We start from the raw sequence: 5,177 nt of genomic DNA, 5'->3' as shown, positions 1-5,177 counted from the left end.
GGGTGTCCGTGCCGGGGTCGAGACGGGGATGAGCGGTGCCCATGGGGACCTCCTCGGGTACGCAATATATTGCGTTCTGCATGTTGGTCGGCAACACTGAGGCCGCAGGCGGTGACCTGTCAAGGGGTCCCGTGCCGAAGCCCCGGCCCACGCCCGGCGGCAAGCGACGAGGAGCAGCAGATGGCTCAGGCCACACGCAGGGAGCACGACCTGGCGGGAGACAGGGAGGTCCCGGCCGACGCCTACTACGGCGTCCACGAACATGAACGCGAACGAGGTCATCGCCGACCGCGCCCTGGAGATCCTCGGCCACCCGCGCGGCCGCTACGAGGTGATCCATCCGCTGGACCACGTCCATCTCGACCACAGCACCAACGACGTCTACTCCACCGCCGTACGCCTGGCCCTGGTCACGTCACTGCGTCGCCTCGGCGACTCCCCGGGGGCGCTGGCCACGGCCTTCGCCGGGAAGGCCGAGGAGTTCGGGGACGTGCTGAAGATGGGTCGCACCCAGCTCCAGGAAGCCGTCCCCATGACGCTGGGGCAGGAGTTCACCACGTACGCCGTCATGATCGAGGAGGACCGTCAGCGGCTCACGGAGGCGGCCGCCCTGTTGCTGGAGTCCAACCTCGGCCGCACGGCCATCGGCACGTTCGTCCAGCTGTCCGGTGTCCTCACGCGCGTGGCCGTGAGACTCGCCAAGGCCTGCGACGACCTGCGCCTCACGTCGTCGGGCCCCACGGCCGGGCTCGGCGAGATCAATCTGCCGCCGGTGCAGGCGGGGTCGTCGATCATGCCCGGGAAGGTCAACCGGTGATCCCCGAGGTCGTCAACCAGGTCGCCTTCGATCACGGCGCGACCGTCGGCGGTCATCGCCCCCTGAGCGTCTCCGGCCTCCGGCCGCGCACCGGTGCACGGGACCGACCCGACCCGACCCGGCCTGCCGCGGCTGGGCGGCGTCCCCGCGTCCCGCCGTCAGCCGAGTGGGACGCCCGTGTGCTGCTCCAGGGTTCGGATCAGGCGGGCCTGGAACTGCTCGTCCCGGGCCGCGGGGTGCGGGGTCTGCGTCCGCCGGTGGTACCAGTAGCCGCCGGTGGTGGGGGTGGCGTCGGGGTGGGTGGCCAGCCAGACCTGGGTGCGGTGACCGGCGGCCAGGTCGTCCGAGGCCGCCGGCCCACCCATGCGGGTGGGGACCCAGCCGGGGTCGACCGCATGGCTGGAGGTTCCCTCCCAGCGGGCCGCGCAGGCCAGGGCGAGGGCGGTCACCCACAGCTTGGTGTCGTCGTAGGAGGCCGTGCCCGCGGTCAGCCGCCCCAGATCGGTGGAGCCCGTTCGGTGCATGGAGCTGCTGAGGTAGATCAGCCTGGCCGGCTTCTCCATCAGGGCCGTCAGCAGATACGGCGCGACGATGTTGACGGCGATCTCGTCGGGGGAATCAAGGACGCCGGCGTTGTGGATGACGGCGTCGAAACGGCCGAACCCTGCGGCCTGGCGGGCGACGGACCGGACCTCGTCGGCGACGGCGAGATCCCCGGCGACGACGCCCTTCCACCGTCCGCCGCCCTCCGCACCGGCGAGACGCGCCGCGGCACGGGCATGCACCACCACGTCGTGCCCTGCCTCGGCCAACGCGTCCGCCGCGTTGCGCCCTAGCCCTCCGGCCGCCCCGGTCACCAGTACCAACGCCATGTCCGTTCCCCTCCGTCGAGCCATCTCGACCCTACGCCGGGCGCTCCGCCGTCGGGACGTACGTCGGCACGCCCTCGCACCCTGTCGTACACCGACCGTGCCCGGCTGATCGTCTTTGCCGTTTGGGGCAGGTCGGGGCCCTCCTTACCTCCGGTACTACGGGCTACGATCAATCCTCGGCACCGCAGGACGAGGCTCACCAGCGCGCAAGCGCCTGACGCAACGTCAGTACAGTCAGCGAGGAGTCGGCATGAGGCCGATCGGACCTGCCCTCACATGGCGACGGGCTCAGCACGATCGCGTCCGCGGATGTCTGCTGTGACCTGGCGGAACACGTCCATAGAGCCGATCCGGTAGAGCGAAGGGGACGCCGTGTTCTATTACCTGCTCAAGTATGTGCTTCTGGGTCCGCTGCTGCGGCTGGTCTTCCGGCCCCGCATCGAGGGTCTCGAACACGTGCCGTCGTCGGGCGCGGCCATCGTCGCCGGGAACCACCTGTCCTTCTCGGACCACTTCCTGATGCCGGCGATCCTCAAGCGGCGCATCACCTTCCTGGCGAAGGCCGAGTACTTCACCGGGCCTGGCGTCAAGGGCCGGCTGACGGCGTTCTTCTTCCGCAGCGCGGGGCAGATCCCCGTCGACCGCTCCGGAAAGGAGGCCGGTCAGGCCGCGATCCGCGAGGGGCTCGGGGTGCTCAGCAAGGACGAACTGCTCGGCATCTATCCGGAGGGCACGCGCTCACACGACGGCCGCCTCTACAAGGGCAAGGTCGGCGTGGCGGTCATGGCGCTGAAGGCCAGGGTGCCCGTGATCCCGTGCGCGATGATCGGCACGTTCGAGGCGCAGCCGCCGGGCAAGGTCATCCCGAACATCCACCCCGTCGTGATCCGCTTCGGCAAGCCCCTCGACTTCTCCCGCTACGAGGGCATGGAGAACGAGAAGGCCGTCCTGCGTGCCATCACCGACGAGATCATGTACGCGATCCTCTCGCTCTCCGAGCAGGAGTACGTGGACCAGTACGCGGCCGTCGTGAAGGCCCAGGAGGCCGAGGCCGCGGCGAAGGACCGGAAGGAACGCAAGTTCCCACGCATGCCGCTGAGTTGATGCGGGCGGCGCCGAGAACCCCGACGGCCGGGGCGGGCTTCGGTGCCGCTATGTCACCGCGTACACGATGCCGTTGACGCTGCTGAGGTAGAGCACCCCGTCGGCGAAGGCGGGTGCCGCGTTCACGGGGCTGCCTGTGGTGAACGTCCACCGCTTCCCGCCGGTGTCGGCGTCCACGGCGTACAGGTTGCCGTCCCCGCTGGCCGTGTAGGCCACCCCGTCGACGACCGTCGGCGCGCCCACGAACGGTTCCTTGCCGATGCGGGTCCTCCACCGCCGCTTGCCCGTGCGCGCGTCCACGGCGTTCAACGCGCCGTCCCCGCCGCCCAGGTAGAGCGTCCCGTCGACGACGGTCGGCGCGCTCACGTATCTCTCGGCCGCGAACTTCCACCGCCGGTCGCCGGTTGCGGCGTCCAGCGCGTAGACGTGCCCGTCCTCGCTGCTGAGGTACACCGCTCCGTCGGCGACGGCCACGGCTGAGCCGAGCAGACCACCGGTGGTGAATTCCCACCGCCGCTTGCCCGTGGCGGCGTCCAGCGCGTACGCGGTGCCTCGCAGAGCGCACGCGTAGACAGCCCCGTCGGCGACGATCGGCGCCTCCTCCACTCGGCTGCTGGTGGTGGATTTCCACCGCTGTGCGCCGGTGCCGCTGTCGACGGCGTACACATGGCCGTCCTGGTTGTCGCGGTACGCTCCGCCGATGCCCTTCGGGAGCCTGCCCCCGCCGCCGACGTACACCAGGCCGTCGGCGACCGTCGGCGGCGAACTTCTGCCCTTGCCGGTGCGGAACTTCCACCGCTGCCTGCCGGTGTCCGCGTCCACCGCGTACAGGTTGCCGTCCTCACTGCCCACGTAGACCGTCCCGTCGGCGACAGCCGGCTCCGCGTTCACGTTCCCGCCGGTCTCGAACGCCCAACGCAGTTCGCCGGTGCCGGCGTCCAGCGCGTACAGGAAGTCGGTCTCACTGCCGACGTACACGACGCCGTCGGCGACGATCGGCGACGCGTAGACGAGGCCGCCCGTGATGAACTTCCACTTCTCGACGCCGGACGGGGCTGCGGGTGAGGGCGAAGGTGTGGGTGTGGGGGAGGCATCGGTCCTTCGGCTGGGGTCGGGTAAGCCCTTGGGTTCCTCGGTGGAGTCCCGGTCGCTGAGCTTCCAGCCGGCGAAGCCGAGCCCTGCGGCGGCGGCAACGCCGAGGCCACCGACCAGGGCCCGTCGGCGGGTCGGGCCGGCGGCCCGCGGCGCCAGGGCCTGGGCCGGGCCGGATGCCACCGGTTCCGGGTTCTCGGGAAGGTTCCGGGACGGGGCTGGATCCGGTGCTGGTGTCGGTGCGAGGGGTGCCGCCGGTGGAGGGGGGACTGCGGGGCCCTGCACGGTGGTGCGGGCGTGCACGCTCGCGGCGACCGGCGCGGGGAGCCAGCCGGGCCGGGTGGGCGGATGCGGGCCCGCCTCCCCCGCGATGCGGCCTCCGACGACCGCCTCTCCGATGGAGGCCCCTCCGGCGTCGGCCTGTCCCGCGACCGCCTCCCCTGCGACGCGACCTCCGGCGACCGCCTCTCCGGCGTCGGCCTCTGCAACCGTGCCCCTGTCGGCGGTCTCGGTCCCCCCCCGGCGTCTCGGCGGCAGCCTCCGCCAGTTGTTCGAGCAGGGTCGCCACCGTGGGGCGGCGGTCGGGCTGCTTGGCCAGACAGCTCGCCACCAAAAGCCGTAGCCGGGGCGGCAGTCGGCTCAGATTCGGTTCCTCGTAGACGACGCGGAACCCCAGGGCATGCCCCGAGCCCGTCCCGAAGGGCCCCGATCCCGTCGCGGCGAACGTCAGCACCGCCCCCAAGGAGAAGACATCACTGGCGGGCCCGATCGGCTTCCCGGTCAACTGCTCGGGCGACATGAACCCCGGTGTGCCCACCACCATGCCGGTACGGGTCAACGCGCTGGCCTCGTGAGCCACCGAGATACCGAAGTCGATCACCCGAGGTCCGTCCGTGGCGAGGAGGATGTTCGACGGTTTGAGGTCCCGGTGGACCACGTCGACCGCGTGGATCGCCTCCAGCGCCTCGGCCAGGCCGGCGCCGAGCGCCAGCACCGGCCCCTGCGGCCAGGGCCCGTGCGCGGTGACGGCCTCGCTCAGCGCGACGCCCGGTACGTACGCCGTCGCCAGCCAGGGCGGCGACCCCTCCGGGTCGGCGTCCACGACACCGGCGGTGAACACCCCGTTGACGCGTCGGGCCGCGGCCACCTCCCGGGCGAACCGGCGCCGGAACTCGGCGTCCTCGGCCAGTTCCGCGCGCACCACCTTCACCGCCACCGCCCGGCCGCCGGGCGAGCGTCCCAGATACACCCGGCCCATCCCGCCCGCGCCCAGCCGCGCGACGATCCGGTAC

General features: G+C 71.7%; 3 protein-coding genes and 2 pseudogenes. 2 read left to right on the top strand and 3 right to left on the bottom strand.

Annotation, left to right across the window (positions count from 1 at the left end; genetic code table 11):
• Positions 1-253: 253 nt before the first annotated feature.
• Positions 254-849: pseudogene (locus tag AOK23_RS29335) on the top strand (lyase family protein); the annotation flags it as partial.
• A gap of 126 nt (positions 850-975) precedes the next feature.
• Here AOK23_RS29335 and AOK23_RS29330 read toward each other — a convergent pair.
• Entirely contained in the window at positions 976-1,689 is a 714-nt protein-coding gene (locus AOK23_RS29330) for an SDR family NAD(P)-dependent oxidoreductase (RefSeq protein WP_055715616.1), read from the bottom strand.
• 372 nt (positions 1,690-2,061) lie between these two features.
• Here AOK23_RS29330 and AOK23_RS29325 point away from each other — a divergent pair, with 372 nt between their 5' ends.
• Positions 2,062-2,793, top strand: a complete 732-nt coding sequence (locus tag AOK23_RS29325; protein WP_055715615.1) for a lysophospholipid acyltransferase family protein — start codon at positions 2,062-2,064, stop codon at positions 2,791-2,793.
• Between the two features lie 48 nt (positions 2,794-2,841).
• Here AOK23_RS29325 and AOK23_RS47160 read toward each other — a convergent pair whose 3' ends face one another.
• Positions 2,842-4,068 (bottom strand): outer membrane protein assembly factor BamB family protein, encoded by a 1,227-nt coding sequence (locus AOK23_RS47160; protein WP_055715614.1) that lies wholly within the window; start codon positions 4,066-4,068, stop codon positions 2,842-2,844.
• A 421-nt stretch (positions 4,069-4,489) separates the two neighbouring features.
• A pseudogene (locus AOK23_RS47155) lies at positions 4,490-5,143 on the bottom strand (serine/threonine-protein kinase); the annotation flags it as partial.
• Positions 5,144-5,177 lie beyond the last annotated feature (34 nt).

The sequence above is a fragment of the Streptomyces torulosus genome, from assembly GCF_001419765.1.
GTDB classification, from domain to species: Bacteria; Actinomycetota; Actinomycetes; order Streptomycetales; family Streptomycetaceae; genus Streptomyces; species Streptomyces torulosus.
The sequence above is the reverse complement of the archived record's forward strand: the minus strand, read 5'-3'. Positions and strand labels throughout refer to the sequence as shown.

Bases quoted from the DNA above. Each gene is read 5' to 3' on its own strand.
- AOK23_RS29330 (WP_055715616.1), bottom strand. From the start codon at position 1,689: ATGGCGTTGGTACTGGTGACCGGGGCGGCCGGAGGGCTAGGGCGCAAC.